This is a genomic window from Shinella sp. G-2 (genome assembly GCF_050172695.1).
In the GTDB taxonomy this organism is placed as follows: domain Bacteria; phylum Pseudomonadota; class Alphaproteobacteria; order Rhizobiales; family Rhizobiaceae; genus Shinella.
Map to the genome: position 1 here is coordinate 18,500 of NZ_JBBEYH010000035.1, position 20,277 is coordinate 38,776.

The 20,277-nt window shown below is 64.3% G+C and carries 19 protein-coding genes; 14 read left to right on the forward strand and 5 right to left on the reverse strand.

Annotated features, from left to right (window positions below; genetic code table 11):
- Positions 1 to 28: 28 nt before the first annotated feature.
- On the forward strand, positions 29 to 1,333 hold the full coding sequence (pncB, locus tag V8U06_RS27380) for a nicotinate phosphoribosyltransferase (protein ID WP_427143364.1): 1,305 nt from the start codon (positions 29 to 31) through the stop codon (positions 1,331 to 1,333).
- On the opposite strand, the gene V8U06_RS27385 is transcribed toward pncB, so the two are convergent.
- Positions 1,334 to 2,002 (reverse strand): LysE family translocator, encoded by a 669-nt coding sequence (locus V8U06_RS27385; RefSeq protein WP_427143365.1) that lies wholly within the window; start codon positions 2,000 to 2,002, stop codon positions 1,334 to 1,336.
- Between the two features lie 101 nt (positions 2,003 to 2,103).
- On the opposite strand from V8U06_RS27385, the gene V8U06_RS27390 reads away from it, so the two are divergent.
- On the forward strand, positions 2,104 to 2,811 hold the full coding sequence (locus V8U06_RS27390; protein ID WP_427143366.1) for a glutathione S-transferase: 708 nt from the start codon (positions 2,104 to 2,106) through the stop codon (positions 2,809 to 2,811).
- 6 nt (positions 2,812 to 2,817) lie between these two features.
- Here V8U06_RS27390 and V8U06_RS27395 read toward each other — a convergent pair whose 3' ends face one another.
- Both V8U06_RS27395 and V8U06_RS27400 read right to left on the reverse strand, forming a co-directional pair.
- On the reverse strand, positions 2,818 to 3,282 hold the full coding sequence (locus V8U06_RS27395; RefSeq protein ID WP_427143367.1) for an RrF2 family transcriptional regulator: 465 nt from the start codon (positions 3,280 to 3,282) through the stop codon (positions 2,818 to 2,820).
- 265 nt (positions 3,283 to 3,547) lie between these two features.
- A complete protein-coding gene (locus V8U06_RS27400) occupies positions 3,548 to 4,411 on the reverse strand; it encodes a MurR/RpiR family transcriptional regulator (RefSeq protein ID WP_226922456.1) in 864 nt (287 codons plus the stop codon).
- Between the two features lie 682 nt (positions 4,412 to 5,093).
- On the opposite strand from V8U06_RS27400, the gene V8U06_RS27405 reads away from it, so the two are divergent.
- The 12 genes from V8U06_RS27405 (at position 5,094) to V8U06_RS27460 (ending at position 19,379) form a co-directional block, all read left to right on the forward strand.
- Positions 5,094 to 6,575 carry a M81 family metallopeptidase gene (locus V8U06_RS27405; RefSeq protein ID WP_427143368.1) on the forward strand — a complete coding sequence of 494 codons (1,482 nt, stop codon included), beginning with the start codon at positions 5,094 to 5,096 and terminating at the stop codon, positions 6,573 to 6,575.
- Positions 6,576 to 6,627: 52 nt separating this feature from the next.
- On the forward strand, positions 6,628 to 8,145 hold the full coding sequence (locus V8U06_RS27410; protein ID WP_427143369.1) for an ABC transporter substrate-binding protein: 1,518 nt from the start codon (positions 6,628 to 6,630) through the stop codon (positions 8,143 to 8,145).
- Between the two features lie 19 nt (positions 8,146 to 8,164).
- Entirely contained in the window at positions 8,165 to 9,106 is a 942-nt protein-coding gene (locus tag V8U06_RS27415; RefSeq protein WP_226922645.1) for an ABC transporter permease, read from the forward strand.
- Positions 9,106 to 9,951, forward strand: a complete 846-nt coding sequence (locus V8U06_RS27420) for an ABC transporter permease (protein ID WP_427143370.1) — start codon at positions 9,106 to 9,108, stop codon at positions 9,949 to 9,951. The genes V8U06_RS27415 and V8U06_RS27420 overlap by 1 nt, the downstream gene beginning before the upstream one ends.
- A 2-nt stretch (positions 9,952 to 9,953) precedes the next feature.
- A complete protein-coding gene (locus V8U06_RS27425) occupies positions 9,954 to 11,774 on the forward strand; it encodes a dipeptide ABC transporter ATP-binding protein (RefSeq protein WP_427143371.1) in 1,821 nt (606 codons plus the stop codon).
- Positions 11,775 to 12,021: 247 nt separating this feature from the next.
- Entirely contained in the window at positions 12,022 to 14,619 is a 2,598-nt protein-coding gene (gene mprF, locus V8U06_RS27430) for a bifunctional lysylphosphatidylglycerol flippase/synthetase MprF (protein WP_427143372.1), read from the forward strand.
- Positions 14,616 to 15,983 carry an AcvB/VirJ family lysyl-phosphatidylglycerol hydrolase gene (locus tag V8U06_RS27435; RefSeq protein WP_427143373.1) on the forward strand — a complete coding sequence of 456 codons (1,368 nt, stop codon included), beginning with the start codon at positions 14,616 to 14,618 and terminating at the stop codon, positions 15,981 to 15,983. The genes mprF and V8U06_RS27435 overlap by 4 nt, the downstream gene beginning before the upstream one ends.
- A 95-nt stretch (positions 15,984 to 16,078) precedes the next feature.
- A complete protein-coding gene (locus V8U06_RS27440; RefSeq protein WP_427143374.1) occupies positions 16,079 to 17,227 on the forward strand; it encodes a M24 family metallopeptidase in 1,149 nt (382 codons plus the stop codon).
- Between the two features lie 79 nt (positions 17,228 to 17,306).
- Positions 17,307 to 17,753, forward strand: a complete 447-nt coding sequence (locus V8U06_RS27445; RefSeq protein ID WP_427143375.1) for a VOC family protein — start codon at positions 17,307 to 17,309, stop codon at positions 17,751 to 17,753.
- Positions 17,754 to 17,910: 157 nt separating this feature from the next.
- Complete coding sequence (locus tag V8U06_RS27450; RefSeq protein ID WP_427143376.1) at positions 17,911 to 18,591, forward strand: TetR/AcrR family transcriptional regulator; 681 nt, start codon at positions 17,911 to 17,913, stop codon at positions 18,589 to 18,591.
- Positions 18,542 to 19,078 carry a GFA family protein gene (locus tag V8U06_RS27455; protein ID WP_427143377.1) on the forward strand — a complete coding sequence of 179 codons (537 nt, stop codon included), beginning with the start codon at positions 18,542 to 18,544 and terminating at the stop codon, positions 19,076 to 19,078. The genes V8U06_RS27450 and V8U06_RS27455 overlap by 50 nt, the downstream gene beginning before the upstream one ends.
- Positions 19,071 to 19,379: a DUF6958 family protein gene (locus tag V8U06_RS27460; RefSeq protein WP_427143378.1), complete on the forward strand. Its 309-nt coding sequence runs from the start codon at positions 19,071 to 19,073 to the stop codon at positions 19,377 to 19,379. The genes V8U06_RS27455 and V8U06_RS27460 overlap by 8 nt, the downstream gene beginning before the upstream one ends.
- Before the next feature lie 12 nt (positions 19,380 to 19,391).
- Here V8U06_RS27460 and V8U06_RS27465 read toward each other — a convergent pair whose 3' ends face one another.
- Together V8U06_RS27465 and V8U06_RS27470 are read right to left on the reverse strand one after the other, a co-directional pair.
- A complete protein-coding gene (locus V8U06_RS27465) occupies positions 19,392 to 19,751 on the reverse strand; it encodes a VanZ family protein (protein WP_427143379.1) in 360 nt (119 codons plus the stop codon).
- A gap of 93 nt (positions 19,752 to 19,844) precedes the next feature.
- The coding region (locus tag V8U06_RS27470; RefSeq protein ID WP_427143380.1) for a cupin domain-containing protein at positions 19,845 to 20,277 on the reverse strand (433 nt) is incomplete at its 5' end.

Below are 20,277 nucleotides of genomic sequence, written 5' to 3' on the forward strand. Positions count from 1 at the left end.
ACCCGTCCGCCATCGACCAGGAGCCGGCATGGCCGTTACCGATTTCGCGACCCGAACCTACGATCATAACTTCCGGCTCGACCCGATCGTGCGCAGCCTGCTCGATACGGATTTCTACAAACTTCTGATGCTGCAGATGATCCGGCAGATGCACCCGGACGTGAGCGCCACCTTTTCGCTGATCAACCGCACGACACGCGTCCGCCTTGCCGACATCATCGATGAGGGGGAACTGCGCGCGCAACTGGATCATGCGCGCAGCATGCGCTTCACGAAGAAAGAGCTGATCTGGCTCGCCGGCAACAGCTTCTATGGCAGGGCGCGCATGTTCGGCCCCGACTTCATCGCCTGGCTTGCCGCCTTCCGCCTGCCGGATTACGAGCTGCGCAAGGTGGACGGTCAGTACGAGCTGCATTTCGACGGGCCGTGGACGGACACGATGATGTGGGAAATCCCGGCGCTCACCATCATCAACGAATTGAAGTCCCGCGCCGCCATGCGCGGCAAGGAGCGCTTCGCGCTCGATGTGCTCTATGCGCGCGCCAAGGCGCGGCTCTGGGAGAAGGTCGAGCGGCTGCGGCTCCTGCCGGATCTCGTCATTTCCGACTTCGGCACGCGGCGACGGCACAGCTTCCTGTGGCAGCGCTGGTGCGTGGAGGCGCTGAAGGAAGGGCTTGGCGCGCGTTTCATCGGCACCTCGAACGTGCTGCTCGCCATGGATGCGGACCTGGAAGCGATCGGTACCAACGCGCATGAATTGCCGATGGTGGCGGCGGCGCTCGCGGACGATGATGCCGCGCTGGCCCGTGCGCCCTATCAGGTGCTCGAGGAGTGGCGGCAGCACTATAACGGCAATCTTCTCATCGCGCTGCCCGATGCCTATGGCACCACGGCCTTTCTTGCCAATGCGCCGGACTGGGTGGCGGACTGGACCGGTTTTCGCCCGGACAGCGCGCCGCCCATCGAGGGCGGCGAGCAGATCATCCGCTGGTGGCAGGAGAAGGGCCGCGATCCGCGCGAAAAGCTGCTGATCTTCTCCGACGGCATGGACGTCGACACGATCGAGGAGACCTACCGGCATTTCCACGGCCGCGTACGAATGAGCTTCGGTTGGGGCACCAACCTCACCAACGATTTCCGCGGCTGCGATCCGGACGGCGGCACGGGCCTCGACCCCATCTCGCTGGTCTGCAAGGTGACGAGCGCCAATGGCCGCCCGGCGGTGAAGCTTTCGGACAATCCGCTCAAGGCGACCGGAGATCCGGCGGAAATCGCGCGCTATCGGCGCGTCTTCGGTGTGAACGGCCAGACGGCCCGGCCGGTGGACGTCTGATCAGCGCGCCGGCAGAGGCGCAGCGGAAGCGCTGCCGCTACCGGAAAGCAGGAGGCGAAGACCAAGGCCAAGCATGACGAGGCCAGTGAAACGCTCCTGCCATTGCAGGAAGCCCGGGCGGCGATAGAGCATCTGTCCGACGGTGCCGGAGGCAAGCGCCACGCCGCCGAGCGACAGCACGCCGGCCAGCTTCTGGACCGTGCCGAGCAGCGCGAGTTGCAGCCAGACGGGGCCCGCCTCCGGGTCAACGAACTGCGGCAGGAAGGCGAACATGAAGAGCAGCGACTTGGGGTTCGTGAGGCTGTTGATCGTGCCGTCGCGAATGGCCGCCCGGTCGGAGATGCCGGCGGTTTCGGGGCGTCGTCGCTCACCTGTGCGCCGGCTTGCCGCGATCATTTTCGCGCCGAGATAAAGAAGATAGGCCGCGCCTGCCCATTGCAGCACGAGGAGGCTCGCGGGATAGGCCTTCAGCAGCGAGGCGACGCCGAGCACCAGCAGCGCAACCTGCACGACCCCTGCCACGAAAACCATGCCGACGACGGTCAGCAGCGCGACGCGCCGGCCCTGCCCGATGCCGCGCGCAAGCACCAGCATCATGTCCGGCCCCGGCGTGACCTCCAGCACAAGCAAGGCAAGGGCGAAGGTCAGGAGCGTGGAAATATCCGGCATGGACTTGTCCGTTCGGTTGCGCGCGCCATCTGCTTACGATGAAGCCAGTGACGTGTCGACGGTCGATTGTCCGGAAGATGTCCCGAGCGAGCGGAGGCCCCATGACCTATGAACTCTACTACTGGACCGGTATTCAGGGTCGCGGAGAATATGTCCGTCTGGCTCTCGAGGCGGCGGGCGCATCCTATCGCGATGTCGCACGCGAAGAGGGCGACGGGGTGATAGCGGCGATGAGCAAGCGGGTGGCGACACCCTCTTTCGCGCCGCCGTTCCTGAAGGATGGCGACCTCGTCGTCGGCCAGGTGGCGGCTATTCTGCTCTATCTGGGCGACAAGCTCGATCTTGCACCGAAAGACGAACGGCTTCGTCTGTGGGCGCACCAGATACAGCTCACCATTGCCGATTTCGTGCTGGAAGGACACGACGTGCATCACCCGATCGGTGCAGGGCAATATTATGAGGACCAGCAGCCGGAATCATTGCGCCGGGCCAGGGAATTTCGCGACGAGCGTGTCCCGAAATTCCTGGACTGGTTCGAAACGATCCTCAGGCGAAACCCGGATGGCGACGCGCATCTCGTTGGAAAGGGTCTCAGCTATGCCGACCTGTCGCTCTTCCAGGCGATGAGCGGGCTGCGGTATGCTTTTCCCAATCTGATGGAACGGCTCGGTCCCGGCTATGGACGGATCAACGCCCTTTGCGCGGTGACAGGCGAATTGCCCCGCATCAAGGCCTATCTGAAGAGCGATCGGCGCCTTCCTCCGAACGAAAGCGATCTCTTCCGGCACTACCCGGAACTCGATCCCTAAGCGGGGTCAGCCGGCGCGCTTTTCCAGCTCTTCGTCGTCGATCATCGCGGCTGCACCCGGCACGGCGACGAACTGTTCGAGCGTCATCGTGTCGAGGATGGAGGCGATGGCGTCGCGGACCTCGGTCATCGCGCGGCGGACCTGACAGGCTTCCGGATCGGCGCAGTCCTCGCAGGCCTCATAGGCCGTGCGGCTTGCACAGCGGATCGGCGCCAGCGGACCGTCGAGCACGCGGATGGCATGGCCGATGCGGATTTCCGACGCGGGATGGGAAAGCGAATAGCCGCCGCCCGGCCCCTTCTTGGAGCGCAGCATGCCGGCATTGCGCAGTTCCAGGAGGATGGTGTCGAGGAACTTCTTCGGAATGTTGTTGCGCAGCGCGATCTCGCTGACGAAAGCCGTTTCGCCCGGCGCGAGGCGCGCGAGGTCCACGAGGGCCTTCAATCCGTATTTTCCCTTTTTCGTCAGCATTTCAGCCTGCTTTCCATCGGCATGTGCGGCAGCGTGGACGCGCGGGGCATCCGGTGGTTTCGATCCGTCTTCTTCGGGAAGATTGACGGTAACACCTTTGCGGGGTGATTCCGGCTCATTCTAGGCACCGAAGTGCGAAAAACATATAAAAACGGTATAATTTATTTATCCGTCATACGGCAAGAAAATTGGCTTTTCAGGCCGCGCGCGGCGCTGTTTTGACGTTGGCCGTGCCCGTTTGGCATCATTTCTCGTCTGAATTGACTCAATCGCCGAGAAGTTGACGGTCATCGCCGTCGCGGCGGCTGACCAGCTCCTCCTTGATGGAGCGCAGCGTCTTCAAGGATTTCGGCCGGTCGGCATAGGCGACGAGATTGGCCAGCATGTCGATGACCGCGAGATAGGCGTAGCGCGTCGAGGTCGGGCGGAAGATGTTCTTGCCCTCGGGCAGGTCGATGGCGATGACCACGTCCGCCGCGGCCGCGACGGGCGATCCGCTTTGCGTGATGACGATGGTCGGCACGCCGCGTTGGCGCAGGAGGTCCAGGCAGTGGACGAGCGCGGGGTCGCGGCCGGTAAACGAGGATCCGAAGACCACGGTGCCGGGCTGGGCGGCAGCCGAAAGCATCGCGTTCATGTTGTGATCGTTCGAGGCGTGGATACGGCACCCGAGGCGGAAGAGCCTGTTGTGCAGCTCGTTGACGATCATCGCGGAATTGCCGCTTGCGCCGAAAGCGTGGATGAAGGCGGCGCCGCGCAGAAGCCGTGCGGCGGTTTCGAGCGCGGAGACGTCGAGCTGCCGGTGCAACTGGAACATCGCGTTCTGCGCCTTGGCAATGATGTCCTTGGCCACTTCATCGGGGGTTTCGGTCGGCACTTCCGGCTTGACGTAGCGCAGGCCCACATAGGTGAGTTTGGCGAGCTGCACCTTGAAATCCGGGAACCCCTTGCAGCCAAGACGGCGGCAGAAGCGGGTGACGGTGGGCGGGGAGACGCCAACGCGCTCGGCAAGTTCGCCGATCGAGGCATTCATGACGAAGTCGACGTCGTCGATCGTGATCTGTGCAAGCTTCCTGTCGAGGCCGGACAGCTTGCCCTCCTCATCCGACAGTGCGTGAAAAAGGTCCATCAGATCCTCCCGCCTGCGAAACGGACTTGCGCGAATGAAAATGAATTTCTCGTCTGCCATTTCATAACACAGCGCCAGCCGGCGGCAATGGTGTGTCTGTGTGAAAATATGCGCTGCGGACGCAGGGGTAGCCGCTGCGGGTCGCCTTTTGAGGGGGGGTGCCCTCCGGGGTGGCGATCGTGGGATGGTCAGTCGTCGCGGGAATGTAAAAGATTCACTGAAATTCTTTTTCTTATTCTCTCTTGACGGCGTCATCTGTGACGGCGCGGGCCGGGATTTGGTGAAAATTTCCGCGGTTTTTCGGGCGTGATTTTCACGCCGTATTGGCGCGTTTACATGGCGATTTCGGCAGTTAAGGGCGCTGCGTCAAGGGAGCGACTTGATAAACAAGCAGGATTTCTTGCGTGCTTCCTGGTGATGCGAATTGATGACGCCATTTACGATGAAAATTTTTCACCAATGATGCGTGATTAGAAAACGGATTACATCATGTCGCGCATTTCCTGGGTCTTATATTGACTTTTTGTGAAATTATCGCATTATCGAGAAAACAAATTACATCGCCCAAGCGATGAGACGAGCAACGGGAACATTCTTCGGAACGCGGCGGGCAGACGGCCCGGCAGGTCGGCGAAAGCCGACCGTGTCTTCGCGCGGCCGAATGCAGCGGGAACGGTCACACATGCGCATCTTCACGGCCTCGCTTGCCACCGAGACCAACACGTTTTCACCCGTGCCGACGGATATGAACGCTTTCAAGGCGGCGTTCTATGCCGGACCGGGCGAACATCCCGATACGCCGACGCTCTGCTCTTCCGTCGTGCCGATCCTGCGCCGGCGTGGCCGGGCGGAAGGGTTCACCGTCATCGAAGGCACGTCCTGCTGGGCAGAACCTGCCGGCCTCATCCAGCGCCAGACCTACGAGACGCTGCGCGACCGGATCATCGGCGAATTGGCCGCGGCCCTTCCCGTCGACGCCGTCGTCCTTGGATTGCACGGCGCCATGGTGGCGCAGGGCTATGACGACCCGGAGGGCGATTTCCTCGCCCGCATCCGCGATCTCGTCGGTTCCGACGTGCTGATCGCCGTCGAATTCGATCCGCACAGCCACCTCACCGCCAAACGCGTCGCCAATCTCGATATCATGGCGGCCTTTCTCGAATTTCCGCACACGGATTTCGAGGAGCGCGGCGAGCATGTCGTGGAGCTGGCGTTGCGCACGCTGCGCGGTGAGATCAAGCCCGTCGTCTCCACCTTCGACTGCCGCATGATCACCATCTACCCGACCAGCCGCGAGCCCATGCGGTCCTTCGTCGACCGTCTGAAGGCGATGGAAGGCAAGGACGGCATTCTGTCGCTCTCCGTCATTCACGGCTTCATGGCCGGCGATGTGCCGGATATGGGCACGCGCATCGTCGCCGTCACGGATGGCGACAAGGCGAAGGGCGACGCTCTGGCCGAAAAGCTGGGTCGCGAGCTCTACGGCATGCGCAGGGAGACCGCGATGCCGATGCTCGGCACCGAGGCTGGACTCGACCGGGCCATGGCGGTGCGCGCCGAGCGGCCGGACGTGCCGGTCGTCATCGCCGATGTCTGGGACAATCCGGGCGGCGGCGTTGCGGGCGATGCGACCTTCATCCTGCGCCGCATGATCGAGCGGGGTTTCGAGAATGTCGGCGTCGCGACCATCTGGGATCCGATTGCCGTTTCCTTCTGCCATGCGGCGGGGGAAGGCGCGGAGCTGGCGCTGCGCTTCGGCGGCAAGTCCGGACCGGAGGGCGGCGAGCCGCTCGACCTGCGCGTCACGGTCCAGGCCGTGTTCGATGCCGGCTGGCAGAGTTTCCGCAACAGCCGCGTGACGCTCGGTGCGGCGGCGGTGGTGCGTCCGCTCGGCACGACCATCGATATCGTGCTGATCACCAGCCGTACCCAGACCTATGAACCGGACATCTTCTCCAACCAGGGTGTGGACTTCACGAAGAAGGCCTTCCTGCTGGTGAAGTCGACCAACCATTTTCATGCCGGCTTCCAGCCCATCTCCTCCGAGATCGTCTATGTGGCCGCACCGACCTCATATCCGACGGACCCCGCCACGACGGCCTACCGCAAGGCCCGCCTCGACCTGTGGCCGCGTGTGGCCGATCCGCTCGGCCTCGAGACCTGAACACCCGCCGGACGGGAGCCGGTGGCAACCCTTTGCAAATGGAGGAAAACAGATGAAAAGTGCAATCGTTCTCATGACCCTGGCGGCACTCGCCGGCGGCACCAGCAGCCTGGCCATCGCCCAGACGACAGATGGCGTGCTCACCGTCGCCACCATCGGCGAACCGCCGACGCTCGACGTGATGCAGACGGCGACCGACATCGTGCTGACCATCGATCAGCACATTTTCGAGACGCTCTACATCTATGACAGCGAATGGCGTTCGGTGCCGCTGCTCGCCGCCGCCATGCCGGAAATCTCCGAAGACGGCCTCACCTATCGCATTCCACTGCGCGAAGGCGTGAAGTTCCACGATGGCAGCGACCTCGACTCCAAGGATGTGACGGCCTCGCTGACGCGCTGGATGGCGGTCAACTCCAAAGGCAAGCAGGTCGCCGAAGTCGTCGAAAGCCTCACCGAAGACGGCCCGAACATGGTCGTCGTCAAGCTGAAGTCGCGTTATGCGCCGCTGCTCGCGACCTTCTCGCAGGCCTCGGTCATCATGCCGTCGGAAAAGATCGCCGACACGCTGACCGAGTTCGTCGGCACCGGCCCCTATGCCCTGAAGGAACGCAAGCCCGACCAGTACACGCAGCTCGTGCGCTTCGACGGTTACAAGTCGCCCGAGGGAGAGCCGAGCAACTATGCCGGCAAGCGCGTCGCCATCGCCAAGGAAATCCGCTTCGTTCCGGTTCCTGACGCCAACACCCGTGTGGAAGGCCTGATCTCCGGTCAGTTCGACTTCGCCGACTCGCTTCCGGTCAGCGCCTATGAGCGCGTCGAGGCGAGCGGCACGGCCAAGCCCGTGATCTACGAGAACACCGGCTGGGCCTCGCTCAACATGAACATGAAGGAAGGCCTGCTCACCAAGAAGGAGCTGCGCCAGGCCGTTCAGGCCGCGCTCAACCCGAGCGACATGATGCTTGCCGCCTTCTCCGACGAGCGCTTCTTCAGCGTCGACGGCTCGATCTTCCCGAAGGGCTCCCTCTGGTACACCGAGGCCGGCGTCGCCCGCTACGGCGAAGGCGACCCGGAAGCTGCCGCCAAGCTGCTTGCCGATGCCGGTTATGACGGCACGCCGCTGCGTCTGATGACCAGCCGCCAGTACGAATTCCACTACAAGATCGGTGAAGTGGCAAAGGCCTACCTCGAAGCCGCCGGCTTCAAGGTGGATATGCAGGTGGTGGACTGGGCGACCCTGACGACCCGCCGCGCCGACCCCAAGGAATGGGATATCTTCATCACCCATTCCAACTTCCCGGGCGACCCGACGACGATCAACACGATCACCGACACCTATCCGGGCTGGTACGTCTCCGAGCAGAAGGCGACGGCCGTCTCGACCTACATGAACGCCGTTTCCGACGCCGACAAGCAGAAGGCATGGGAAGGCATCCAGACCGTGATCTACGACGATGCGCCGCTCTTCAAGGTGGGTAACTTCAACGCCGTCACGGGCGTCGCTGCCGGTATCTCGGATTATACGCCGACCTACTGGCCGCATTTCTGGAACGTAACGCCGAAGAAGTAAGGGGATAGACATGGCAAGGATCGTCCGGGCACTTTTGACGCGGCTGGGGGGCATGGCCATCGTGCTTGCCCTGGTCGTGACGGTGGTATTCGTCATCGTCCGCGTGACGCCGGGCGATCCCGCCGCCGTGATGCTGGGGTCGGATGCGACCCCGGAGGATATCGCGCAACTGCGTACCAAGATGGGGCTCGATGCGCCGCTGATCGTCCAGTATGGCCAGTTCGTTCTGGGCATCCTGAAGGGCGATCTCGGCCAGTCGATCTTCCTCGGGCAGCCGGTGACGGCGGCGCTCGCCGAGCGGGCGGAGCCGACCTTTTTCCTCACCCTCTTCTCCATCCTGATCGCCGTTTCGATCGCGTTGCCGGTCGGCATTCTCTCGGCTGTCAAACGCGGCACGCTGTTCGACCAGGTCGTCGTGACTTTGACCATGGTGGCGGCGAGCGTACCGAGCTTCTGGCTGGGCCTCATGCTCATCCAGATGTTCGCCGTCGGCCAGGGGTGGTTCCCCGCCTCGGGTTATGGCGGGCCGGATACGTCCTTCCTCGAAAGGCTGCACCATCTCGTGCTGCCGGCCGTCGCTCTCGGCATCGTCAATTCGGCGTTGATCACCCGTTTCACCCGCGCCGCCATGCTCGATGTGCTGGGTGACGACTACGTCCGCACCGCCCGCGCCAAGGGCGCGAGCGAGCGCCGCGTGATCCTGAAACATGCGCTGAAGAATGCGATGATCCCGATCATCACCGTCATCGGCCTTTCCATCGCGATGCTGGTGGCGGGCGCGGTCGTGACGGAAACGGTCTTCGGCCTGCCGGGTGTCGGCAACCTCGTGGTCTCGGCCGTGCTGCGCCGTGACTACCCCGTCATTCAGGGCACATTGCTTGTCGTCGCCGCGATCTACGTGCTCATCAACTTCATCGTCGACATGCTCTATATCCTCGTCGATCCCCGGGTGCGCCTCTGATGACCGGTTCTCTCTTCCACTCCCTGCGCCGCCTCTTCCGCAACCGCGCCATCCTGTTCGGGGCGATCATTCTCGTCCTCGTGCTGCTGGCCGCCGTCCTTGCGCCGTGGATCGCGCCCTATGCGCCGAACAAGCTGTCGATCGCCAACAAGCTGAAGGCGCCGTCGCTGGCGCATGTCTTCGGCACGGACGAGTTCGGCCGCGACATCTTCTCCCGCGCCATCTATGCGGGCCGGATCTCGCTGCTCGTCAGCCTCGGCGTCGTCTGCATCTCCACCGTGCTGGGCGTCATTCTCGGCGTCGCCGCCGGCTTCTTCCGCAAGCTCGATACGCCGATCTCCCGGCTGCTCGACGCCATGATGTCCTTCCCGGATATCCTGCTTGCCATCGCGCTGGTCGCCGCTCTCGGACCGTCGCTGACGACGGTCATCCTGGCGCTCGGCATCACCTATGCGCCGCGCCTTGCCCGCATCGTGCGCGGCTCGACGCTGGTGCTGCGGGAACTGCCCTATATCGAGGCGGCCGTCGCCATGGGCCTGCCCACCTGGCAGATTCTGCTGCGCCACGTGCTGCTCAACCTCGCCTCGCCGATCCTCGTGCAGGCCACCTTCGTCTTCGCCTCGGCGATGCTGGCCGAAGCAAGCCTCTCTTTCCTCGGTGTCGGCGTCTCCACCGACATGCCGACCTGGGGCACGATGCTCGCCTCCGGCCGTGAATACATGAACAATGCCCCCTGGCTGATGATCTTCCCGGGCCTCGCCATCGTCTTCTCCGTCCTTGCCCTGCAACTGCTTGGCGACGGTCTGCGCGATCTGGTCGATCCGCGTCTTGCGAAGGAAAGCTGATCATGACTGCAACGGATAATGCAAGCCGGCCGGTGCTTTCGGTCGAAAACCTATCGACCTCCTTCAAGACCGCGGAAGGATGGCGTGCCGTCATCCGCAATATCAATCTGCAGGTGAATGCCGGGGAAACCGTCGCCATCGTCGGGGAATCCGGTTCGGGCAAGAGCGTCACCGCGCTCTCCACCATGCGTCTCCTGCCCGCTGGCCGGGCGCGCTGCGAGGGCCGTATCCTGCTCGAAGGCCGCGACCTCCTGCAGGCCAGCGAAGCCGAGATGCGCGCCGTGCGCGGCGGCACCATCGGTATGATCTTCCAGGAGCCGATGACCTCGCTCAATCCGGTCTTCACCATCGGCAACCAGGTCGCCGAGGCGCTGGTGCTCCACCGCGATCTCTCGTGGAGCGCGGCAGAGGCCGAGGCGCTGCGGCTTATGGAGCGCGTGCGCATTCCTGCGGCAAAGTCCCGTCTCCACGAATATCCGCACAAGTTTTCCGGCGGCATGCGCCAGCGCGTGATGATCGCCATGGCGCTGGCCTGCCGGCCGAAGCTGCTGATTGCCGACGAGCCCACGACCGCGCTCGACGTGACGGTGCAGGCCGAAATCCTCCATCTGCTGCGCGAATTGCAGCGCGAGGAGAACATGGGCGTGCTCTTCATCACCCACGACATGGGCGTGGTGGCCGAGGTCGCCGACCGGACGGTCGTGATGTTCCGCGGCGACATGATCGAAACCGGCGCGACGCCAGACCTCTTCGCGGCCCCGAAGGCCTCCTATACCAAGGCGCTTCTCGCCTCCATTCCGCGCCTCGGCACGATGGGCGACGCGGCGGCGCCACGCCGTTTCCCGGATGTCGATCCGGCGACGGGCGAAGCGAGCGGCGGCCGGGTCATGGAGCCCGTCGCCGATGATGTGAAGCCGCTCCTTACGGTCGATGGGCTTTCCGTCCGTTTCGCCCTGCCGCATGGCCAGATCCATGCCGTCGAGAATGTCTCCTTCGATCTTCGTCCGGGCGAAACCCTGTCGCTGGTCGGTGAATCCGGCTGCGGCAAATCCACCACGGGCCGTGCGATCATGCGTCTTGTCGATCCGAGCAACGGCTCCATCGTCATCGACGGGCAGGATGTGACGAAGGCGAGCTCCGGGACGTTGCGCGCCATGCGCCGCAACACGCAGATGATCTTCCAGGATCCCTTCGCCTCGCTGAACCCGCGCATCACCATCGGCTCGGCGATCGCCGAACCGATGCTGGCCCATGGCCTGATGGGCCGGAAGGAAGCGAAGGAGCGCGTGGCGGAACTGCTGGAGCAGGTCGGCCTGCCGGCGACGGTGGCGACGCGCCATCCGCACGAATTCTCCGGCGGTCAGCGTCAACGCATCTCCATTGCCCGCGCGCTTGCGCTGGAGCCGAAATTCATCGTGGCGGACGAGGCGGTCTCTGCGCTCGACGTCTCGGTCAAGGCGCAGGTCTCCAATCTTCTGCTGGACCTTCAGGAGAAGCATCGTCTCGCCTATCTCTTCATTTCGCACGACATGGCGGTCGTGGAGCGCGTCAGCCACCGCGTCGCCGTCATGTTCCTCGGCGAGATCGTCGAGATCGGCCCGCGCACTGCGATCTTCGACAATCCGCAGCATCCTTATACGCGACGCCTCATCTCGGCGGTACCGATCCCGGATCCAGCTCGTCGCGGCCATCAGCCGCCGCCGCTCACCGAGGAAATCAAGAGCCCGCTGCGCCCGCACGGCTACGTCGCGCCAAAGCGGACTTATCGCGAGGTGTCGCCCGGCCATTTCGTGCAGGAGGCGAGCATGGTCGCCGCGGCATGACGGGAATGCAGGTGGATGCAACCTGACGCTGGTGCAGGAAAGCACCAATCTCAAGGGGCTGCTCGCCGAGTTCCAGTTCGACGAACCGCAGAGGCAGCAGCGCTACGCCAGCGCCGCCTGACCCTTGTTGGCGGCCGGGTGCGACGAATGCGCCGGGCCGCCCCATTTTTTTGAGCCCGCCAAACTTGTCCGATATTTGCCACATCCGGGGCTAGGATGCGGCCATTGCCTCAGCGCGAGTCGGAACATGTCGGATGAAGTCAGTGTGGTTACCGAGGATCGGGCGTCACGTATTGTCCAGTTTTTCCTGACATATCGGCTCTACATCCTCGGCGCGGCAAGCCTTTTCGTTTTTGCGCTCGTGGCCTTCGGCCTTTACCGGCTCACCGCGGAGGTGCGCTACGACGAGGTTCTGGACGCGCTTTCCCAGACCTCCTGGAGCGCGATCGCGCTTGCCGCAATTTTTACCGGCCTCAGCTTTCTGGCGCTGATCTTCTACGATTGCAACGCGCTCGATCATGTCGGCCGCAAGACGGCCTTTCCCTCCGTCGCCGTGACGGCCTTCATGGCCTATGCGGTCGGCAATACGGTGGGTTTCGGCCCGCTCAGCGGCGGGGCGATCCGCTTTCGTGCCTATTCTCGGCTCGGCCTTTCGCCCGGCGAGATCGCGCGGGTCATCGCCTTCGTCACGCTGTCCTTCGGGCTGGGCCTGCTCGCCGTCAGCGCGCTCGCCACCCTTGCCGTCGCGCCGCGCGTCGCCGGCATCCTCGGCATCGACGCCCTGTGGCTGCGGGTCATCGCGCTTGTCATCCTCGTCGCGCTGTTCGCCGTGTTCTATGCCGGCCGCAATGGCCGGACGGTGGGCATCGGCAGCCTTCGCCTGAGCCTGCCGGACAGCCGCACGGTCTCCCGCCAGTTCCTCGTTTCGGCCATGGATATCGCCGCCGCCGCGTCGGTGCTCTATGTCCTTCTGCCGCAAACCCATGTCGGCTGGCCGGCGTTCCTCGCCGTCTATGCGGTGGCGATCGGTTTCGGTGTGCTGAGCCATGTTCCCGCCGGGCTCGGCGTCTTCGAGGCGGTCATCATGGCGGGGCTCTCCAATGCCATCGGCATCGACCAGCTGCTCGGCAGCCTCGTGCTCTACCGGCTGATCTATTATGTGCTGCCGCTGCTGCTGGCGACCGTTCTGCTGCTGATCACGGAGATGCGCCAACTTGCGCTGCGGCCGGGTGTGGCGGAAGCCGCGCAGCTTGCCGGCAAGCTCGCCCCGGCGCTGATCGCAACGCTCTCGCTCGTTCTCGGCGCCATGCTGATCTTTTCGAGCGTCGTGCCGACGCCGGATTCCGACCTCGATTTCCTGTCGAATTATCTGCCGCTGCCCATCATCGAGGGCGCGCATTTCCTGTCGAGCCTGCTCGGGCTGCTTCTGATCGTCGCTGCGCGCGGCCTCGGCCAGCGGCTGGACGGGGCCTGGTGGGTGGCGCTTGCGGGCGCTTCTGTCGCCTTCGCCTTCGCGTTCCTGAAGGCCGTCGCGGTGTTCGAGGCGGCATTGCTGGCGCTCTTCATCGTGGCGCTTCTCGCCAATGTCCGCGCCTTCGACCGGCACAGTTCGCTGTTCAAGCAGGCGCTCGGACCGTCCTGGCTCGCGGCGATCGCGGTGATCCTTGTGACGGCCTTCGTCATCCTGCTTTTCGTCTACCGCGATACGGACTATGCGCACGAACTCTGGTGGCAGTTCGAATTTTCCGAGGAGGCGCCGCGCGGCCTGCGCGCCCTGCTCGGTCTTTCCATCGCCGCTTCGGCGCTCGCCCTCTTCAGCCTGCTGCGGCCGGCGCATTTTCGCACCGACGGCGCAAGTGCGGCGGAGCTGGAACAGGCGGTCGCGATCACCATGGCGCAGGACATGGCAGACGCCAATCTCGTGCGCATGGGTGACAAGCGGCTGCTGTTCTCCCCCTCCGGCAAATCCTACATCATGTACGGCATCCACGGCCGGTCCTGGATCGCGCTTGCCGACCCGGTCGGGCTGGAGGAGGAGTTTTCCGAACTCGTCTGGCAATTCGTCGGCGCGGCGCGGGCCGGCGGCGGGCGCGCGGCCTTCTACCAGATCTCGCCGCTCCTGCTGGCGGCCTGCGCGGATGTCGGGCTTCGCGCCTTCAAGCTCGGCGAACTGGCGGTCGTCGATCTCGCCCGTTTCGAGATGAAGGGCAGCCGCTTCGCCAATCTGCGCCAGTCCCATAGCCGGGGCCTGCGCGAGGGGCTCGTCTTTTCGGTCGTGCTGCCGGACGCGCTCGGCACGCTCGTCGCCGATCTCCGGGCCGTCTCGGATGGCTGGCTCGCCCATCATAATGCCAAGGAAAAGACCTTCTCGCTCGGCGCCTTCGAAGAAGGCTACGTGCTGTCGCAGCCGGTCGCCGTGGTGCGGCTGGAAGACCGCATCGTCGCCTTCGCCACGCTGATGGTGACGGACACCCGGGCGGAAGCGACGGTGGACCTGATGCGTTTTGCCGGGGATGCCCCGAAGGGCACGATGGATTTCCTCTTCGCCAGCATTCTCGAATATCTGAAGGCGGAAGGCTACCGGCAGTTCAATCTCGGCATGGCGCCGCTTTCCGGCATGGCCCGGCGCGAGGCGGCGCCGGTCTGGGACCGGGTCGGCGGCGCGCTGTTCGAGCACGGCGAGCGCTTCTACAATTTCAAGGGCCTGCGTGCCTTCAAGTCGAAGTTCCACCCCCGCTGGGAGCCGCGTTATCTTGCGGTCTCCAACGGTACGGGGGCGGCGCTCGCCCTGATGGACGTGACCTTCCTCATCGGCGGTGGTGTCAAGGGAGTGATTTCCAAATGAAGGTTCTGTCCTGTCTTGCAGCCGCCGGGCTGCTGCTCTCCACAATGTCCGCTACAGCCGTCGCCGCGGAGCCGGCGCAGGCGTTTACGACCGGCATGATCCCCTCCGGCCATATCCTCCTGCCGGAGGGCGAGCCGGAGGCGAGCATCGTCCTGATTTCCGATGCCGCCGGCTGGGGGGCGGACGAAGAGACCGCAGCGGCTGCGCTGACGGACAAGGGCGCGGCCGTCATCGGCATCGATTTTCCAAGCTATCTGAAGGCCTTGCAGGCGGACGACGGAGACTGCGTCTATATGGTCTCCGACGTCGAGTCGCTCGCCCATCAGGTCCAGCGTGCGGGCGGCGCGACGCGCTACAGCCCGCCCATCGTCGCCGGTATCGGTGAAGGCGGCGCGCTAGCGCTCGCCATGATCGCGCAAAGCCCGGCCGCAACGCTGGGCGAGGCCATCGCCGTCGATCCCGAGGCCGGCATCCCGCTCGACAAGGTTCTCTGCACGCCGGCCTCCAAGACGAAGGCGGACGGTCGCACGGTCTATGGTCTCACCGACGGGGCGTTACCGGCGCCGGTCACCGTCTTGTTCACGGGCAAGGCTCCGCAGGCCGGACGCGACCATGTCGCGACGCTGAAGCAGGCCCATGCCGATATCGACGCACGCGACGTCGATACATCAGCGACGGACGCGCTGTCCCAGGCGCTTGCCGATCGGGTGGATGCGGCCGGCGATGCCGATACGCCGCTCGGTCTGCCGCTGACCGTGCTGAAGGCAAAGCCCGCCTTCGATACGATGGCCGTCGTCTATTCCGGCGATGGTGGCTGGCGCGACATCGACAAGGAGGTTGCCGGGGCATTGCAGCGGCGCGGCATTCCCGTCGTGGGCGTGGATTCGCTGCGCTACTTCTGGTCGGAGCGCAAGCCGCAGGAGACGGCGGACGATCTCGGGCGCATCATCGAGGCCTTCCGCAAGGAGTGGGGTGTCGAACATGTGCTGCTCGTCGGCTACTCCTTCGGCGCGGACATCCTGCCGGCGACCTACAATCTGCTGACGCCGGAGGACAGGAAACGCGTGCCGCAGGTGACGCTGATGGCGCTCTCCCGCCAGGTCGACTACGAGATTTCGGTGACGGGCTGGCTGGGCGTTGCAGGCGCCGGCGCGGGGGGCGATCCGGTCGATGACATCGCGAAGATCGACGCCAGGAACGTGCAGTGCATCTATGGCAGCGACGAGGACGACGATCCCTGCCCGACGCTGAAAGCCTCCGGCGTGGAGTCGATCAGCATCGATGGTGGCCACCATTTCGATGGGGATTACGAAGCGCTTGCGGGACGCATCATCGACGGCCTGAAGCGGCGGCTCGGTGGGTAAACGACGTTTCCTGCCGCCTTCTGCATTTTTCTTGTCGACATGATGGCGGTGGAGTGGCTACTCCTAACCTTACGTCGTTCATGGAGATTTCGAGCATGTCTTGGCAGCACCCTGTTCCCCGGATCACCGAGGCCGAAAGGCAGGCGCGCCTTTCCAACCTGCGCCGTCTGATCGAGGCCAACGGGCTTAGCGGAATGCTGCTCGGGCCGAGCGAGAGCCTGCGCTATTGCACGGGCCTCGTCTGGCATGCCAGCGAACGCTTCCTGGGCGCGCTCGTGACGCCGACGGCGCTCTACTACATCGCGCCGGGTTTCGAACGGAGCCGTGTCGAGACCCTGCCCCACCTTGCGGCCGATATTGTCGAATGGCAGGAGGAGGAAAGCAGCGCAGCGCTTATCGCCCGCCTGCTCGGTGACAAGGGCGTGCTGGCGCTCGACGATGCGATGCCGCTCTATTTCTACAATGCGCTGGCCGCAAAGCTCGGCGCGGAGAGGTTGCGGGACGGTGGGCCGCTCCTCAACGGTCTTCGCCGCCTCAAGTCGCCGGCCGAAATCGCGCTCATCCAATATGCCATGAACCTCACGCTCGATGTGCACCGGCAGGTCCACGCCATGCTCAAGCCGGGCATGCGCGCCTCCGATGTCGTCAAGTTCATCGACCAGCAGCACCGCGTTGCCGGCGCATCCGGCGGTTCGACCTTCTGCATCGTGTCCTTCGGCGCGGCGACGTCGCTGCCGCATGGCGCCGATGGCGATCAGGTGCTTGGCGAGGACGACGTTATCCTCGTCGATACCGGCTGCCGCATCGACGGCTACCATTCGGACCTTACGCGCACCTATAAGCTGACGTCCGGCGACAGTGCCTTCGAGGATGCCTGGGCGATCGAGCGGGCCGCACAGGAAGCGGTTTTCGCGGCGGCAAGGCTTGGCGCACCCTGCTCCAGCCTCGATGAGGCGGCGCGCGCCGTTCTCGGCAAGCACGGCCTTGGCCCCGACTACCGGCTGCCCGGCCTGCCGCATCGCGCCGGCCACGGCCTCGGGCTGCAGATCCACGAGGAGCCCTATATCGTGCGCGGCAATGCCATACCGCTTGCTGCGGGCATGTGTTTCTCCAACGAACCCATGCTGGTTTTCCCCGGCAAATTCGGCATTCGCCTCGAAGACCACATCTATATGGCGGCGGACGGCGCGCGCTGGTTCACCGAACCGTCCAGGGGGCCGACGGACCCGTTCGGCGCGTCCTGACCGGGCGCGCCAATTCCTTTCGGGTTGACAGGCCCGGCAAGTTACGTTGATATCAACCATCAATCACGGAGGAGCCGATATGAAGATCGTAACGAGCCTGAGCTTTCAGGGGCAGTGCCACGAAGCCTTCACGTTTTACGCCAAAGTCCTGGGCGGCAAGATCACCGCTGCCTTTCCCTATGGCGAAGCCCCGCCCGGAATGCCGATCACCGATCCGAAATACAAGGACTGGCTGATGCATTGCTGGCTGGAGGTTGGCGATCAGGCCCTGATGGGAGCGGATATGGATTCCGCCTGGGCGCCCAACATCGAGAAACCGAAGAACGGGTTCGATGTGACGCTGCACACGGCCGACAAGGCCGAGGCGCAGCGTTGGTACGATGCGCTTTCCGAAGGCGGCCGGCAGATCATGCCGTTCAGCGAGACCTTCTGGTCTCCGGGCTTCGGCTCGCTGATCGACCGTTTCGGCGTGCCGTGGATGATCAACAGCATCCCCTCTGCCGACTGGCAGCCTTCGCAGGGATAAGCCGACCCTCCCTGCCCGTTGTCCGAGGACAGAGCCAGCGCCCCTTTCGAGGGGCGCTGTGCGTTTGTGCTGCCGCTTGAAAAGGCGGTTGCCGCGGTGCGCCGATGGGCGGAGAATTTCCGCTTGACGCATACCGACCGTTTGGTATGTTAAATGCATGTCCAGACCAACCAAACAATCGCCCGAACGTGGCAATGCTCGAACCCGGCTCCTGGAGGCGGCGCGCGACATCGTCAGGGAAAAGGGCTTTGCCGCGACGAGTGTCGACGACCTGTGCAAGGCCGCCAACGTCACCAAGGGGGCGTTCTTCCATCACTTCGAGAGCAAGGAGGCTCTCGGCGTGGCGGTCGCCGATTTCTGGGGCGAGACCACGTCGGCCTTCTTCGCCGATGCGCCCTATCACGCGCCCGACGATCCGCTGGACCGTGTGCTCGCCTATGTCGCCTTCCGCAAGGCGATCATCGCCGGCACGTTGAAGGAATTCACCTGCCTCGTCGGAACGATGGCGCAGGAGGTCTACGACAGCGCGCCCGGCATTCGCGAGGCCTGCGGTCGCAGCATCTTCGGCCACACGGCGACGCTGGAGGCCGATATCGAAATGGCGCGCCAGGCCCGCGGCATCACCGCGGACTGGACCGCCGAAAGCCTCGCCCGCCATACGCAGGCCGTTCTTCAGGGCGGCTTCGTCCTGGCGAAGGCCGGTAATGACCCCGCGCTGGCGCGGGAAAGCCTCGATCATCTGGAGCGATACATCCGGCACCTGTTTCATGTCACGGAGGATGACGACCATGAGCAGCATGACCCAAATCGCCTGCACCTGCGGGCACACGCGTCTTGAGGTACGGGGCGCCCCGATCCTCGTTTGCGAATGCCTGTGCGACAGTTGCCGGGCGGCGGCCGAGAGGCTGGCGCAATTGCCCGGCGCACGCAGCACGCTGACCAGCTACCACGCGACGCCTTGCGCCGAATATCGCAAGGACCGGGTGGACATCCTCTCCGGCGCCGAGACGATGCGGGAGTTCCGCCTTTCGCCGACCTCCGGATCGCGCCGCGTCGTTGCCACCTGCTGCAACACGCCGCTGTTCCTGGAGATGAAAGGCGCACATTGGCTGAGCCTTTATCTGCATCTCTGGCCGGCGGAGGCGCGACCGAAGCCGTCCCTGCGGACGATGACGAGCGACCTCAAGGACCGCGCCCGTCTGCCTGCCGACATTCCCAACCTCAAGACCCATACGGTTGCTTTCTACGGAAAGCTTCTCGCCGCCTGGATCGCCATGGGCTTCCGCAATCCGAAAATCGCTATCGCGGGGAAGATCGATGCCTGAGAAGACCGTATCCGAGAAGATCGTAATCGAGAACATCAACGTCCCCGGCCGCACCGAGCGGGTCGACCGGGCGAAATACATGGCGATGCGCGAGGCCCTGCTTGCCGCCTTGCCGGACACCGCGCCGGGCCTGACCGTCGCAGACACGCAGAAGGCACTCCTGCCGTTTCTCTCGCGAGACCTTTTCCCCGAAGGGCAGAAGGCGGGCTGGTGGATGAAGGCGGTTCAACTCGACCTCGAGGCCAAGGGCGTCATCCGGCGTGCACCGCAACGGCCGGTCCAGCTTTACCGGCTCACCTGACGGCGTCGGGCGTCAGGCCTGATCGTCGGGAAGAAACCGCGCTGCGCCCGTATGAAGCAGGATGCCGGCGAAGAGGCCGGTCATGCCGCCGACGGCCTTTACCGCCGCGTCCATAAGCTGCGGATGGCGCGTCGGCGAGAGGAACTGGAAAATCTCGACGCCGCCCGCGGCCAGAACCACCAGGGCGGCGACCATCCAGCGACGACGCGGATAGGCGAAGACGAACAGCGCGGACAGCACGGCATAGGCCGCGGCGCGATCGAAATTGGTCGAAACGAGGTCGCGCGGTCGAAGGCCGATGGGCGAGACCGTGACGAAGATTATGGCGATCAGGGCAAGCCAGGCGCCGACGCGGAAAAGACGTGTCGTCATCGTCCATCCCAATACGCGAAGCCTGCGGCCGTTACAATCAGCAAGACGGCCGCCCGATGGGCGGCCGCATCACGATTGCGTTAGCCGACAGGCTCACCCTCTTCCGAACTCGTCCTCGATGCGGATGATGTCGTCCTCACCGAGATAGGAGCCGGTCTGCACCTCGATGAGTTCCAGCAGGATCTTGCCGGGATTGGCAAGCCGGTGCACCTCGCCCTGCGGGATATAGACGGATTCGTTTTCCCGAAGCGGAATGGTCCGGTCCCCGATCGTCACCTCCGCCGTGCCCCGCACCACGATCCAGTGCTCCGAGCGGTGATGGTGTTTCTGCAGCGACAGCCGCTTGCCCGGCGTCACGAACAGACGCTTGACCTGGAACCGCTCGCCGTTCAGCACCGACGTATAGCCGCCCCACGGACGGTAGGACGTCGGATGCGTCTCGGTCAGCTTGGCCGTCTTCGGCAGCGCGGCGAGATGCTTGACCAGCTTGCCGACATTCTGGCTGTCCTCCAGCCGTCCGACATAG

Bases quoted from the DNA above. Each gene is read 5' to 3' on its own strand.
- V8U06_RS27390 (WP_427143366.1), top strand. From the start codon at position 2,104: ATGACCTATGAACTCTACTACTGGACCGGTATTCAGGGTCGCGGAGAA.
- V8U06_RS27460 (WP_427143378.1), top strand. From the start codon at position 19,071: ATGCCTGAGAAGACCGTATCCGAGAAGATCGTAATCGAGAACATCAAC.
- V8U06_RS27410 (WP_427143369.1), top strand. From the start codon at position 6,628: ATGAAAAGTGCAATCGTTCTCATGACCCTGGCGGCACTCGCCGGCGGC.
- V8U06_RS27395 (WP_427143367.1), bottom strand. From the start codon at position 3,282: ATGCTGACGAAAAAGGGAAAATACGGATTGAAGGCCCTCGTGGACCTC.
- V8U06_RS27425 (WP_427143371.1), top strand. From the start codon at position 9,954: ATGACTGCAACGGATAATGCAAGCCGGCCGGTGCTTTCGGTCGAAAAC.
- V8U06_RS27440 (WP_427143374.1), top strand. From the start codon at position 16,079: ATGTCTTGGCAGCACCCTGTTCCCCGGATCACCGAGGCCGAAAGGCAG.
- V8U06_RS27420 (WP_427143370.1), top strand. From the start codon at position 9,106: ATGACCGGTTCTCTCTTCCACTCCCTGCGCCGCCTCTTCCGCAACCGC.
- V8U06_RS27445 (WP_427143375.1), top strand. From the start codon at position 17,307: ATGAAGATCGTAACGAGCCTGAGCTTTCAGGGGCAGTGCCACGAAGCC.
- V8U06_RS27455 (WP_427143377.1), top strand. From the start codon at position 18,542: ATGAGCAGCATGACCCAAATCGCCTGCACCTGCGGGCACACGCGTCTT.
- V8U06_RS27465 (WP_427143379.1), bottom strand. From the start codon at position 19,751: ATGACGACACGTCTTTTCCGCGTCGGCGCCTGGCTTGCCCTGATCGCC.
- pncB (WP_427143364.1), top strand. From the start codon at position 29: ATGGCCGTTACCGATTTCGCGACCCGAACCTACGATCATAACTTCCGG.
- V8U06_RS27400 (WP_226922456.1), bottom strand. From the start codon at position 4,411: ATGGACCTTTTTCACGCACTGTCGGATGAGGAGGGCAAGCTGTCCGGC.
- V8U06_RS27450 (WP_427143376.1), top strand. From the start codon at position 17,911: ATGTCCAGACCAACCAAACAATCGCCCGAACGTGGCAATGCTCGAACC.
- V8U06_RS27405 (WP_427143368.1), top strand. From the start codon at position 5,094: ATGCGCATCTTCACGGCCTCGCTTGCCACCGAGACCAACACGTTTTCA.
- mprF (WP_427143372.1), top strand. From the start codon at position 12,022: ATGTCGGATGAAGTCAGTGTGGTTACCGAGGATCGGGCGTCACGTATT.
- V8U06_RS27435 (WP_427143373.1), top strand. From the start codon at position 14,616: ATGAAGGTTCTGTCCTGTCTTGCAGCCGCCGGGCTGCTGCTCTCCACA.
- V8U06_RS27385 (WP_427143365.1), bottom strand. From the start codon at position 2,002: ATGCCGGATATTTCCACGCTCCTGACCTTCGCCCTTGCCTTGCTTGTG.